Raw genomic sequence first — 528 nt, 5'->3', positions numbered from 1 at the left:
TCCTCTCGGGGGCGAGCGACGAGATCCCGGACAAGCAGGGACGCGTCTCGATCCCCGCGCCCCTGCGGGCGTACGCGGGGCTCGACCGCGACGTCGCCGTGATCGGCGCCGGCACGCGGGTCGAGATCTGGGACGCGCAGGCGTGGGAGACGTATCTCGCGGAGCAGGAGTCGGCGTACTCCGACACCGCCGAGGAGGTGTTCCCGGACCTGCGCTTCTAGGGTCACGCCCCACGGCTCCCGCACGCTGAGGCCTCCTCCCGCCCGGTCTGACGCACTTCCCCGGCGCCAGAAAGGACGCGGAGGGAGACCTGACCGTACGGGACCGGCCCGGCGAGGAGCACCGCCGGGCGGCGCGGCCGCCACCGACCGGCTCGGACCACGAGGGACCAGCACCGACCAGCACGGAGAGGAGACGGACATGACGAGCACCCCCGACGACGCCGCCGAGCGGCACGTCCCGGTCCTCCTCCAGCGGTGCGTCGACCTCCTCGCCCCCGCCCTGGCCGAGCCCGTCGCCGTCCTCGTG

1 pseudogene is annotated in these 528 nt (G+C 74.4%); it reads left to right on the top strand.

The features are described from left to right. Nucleotides 1-221: pseudogene (locus tag G3I78_RS47470) on the top strand (cell division/cell wall cluster transcriptional repressor MraZ); the annotation flags it as partial. Nucleotides 222-528: the final 307 nt, after the last annotated feature.

Origin of the sequence: Streptomyces sp. SID13726 (assembly GCF_010548375.1) — a bacterium.
In the GTDB taxonomy this organism is placed as follows: Bacteria; Actinomycetota; Actinomycetes; order Streptomycetales; family Streptomycetaceae; genus Streptomyces.
The sequence above is the reverse complement of the archived record's forward strand: the minus strand, read 5'-3'. Positions and strand labels throughout refer to the sequence as shown.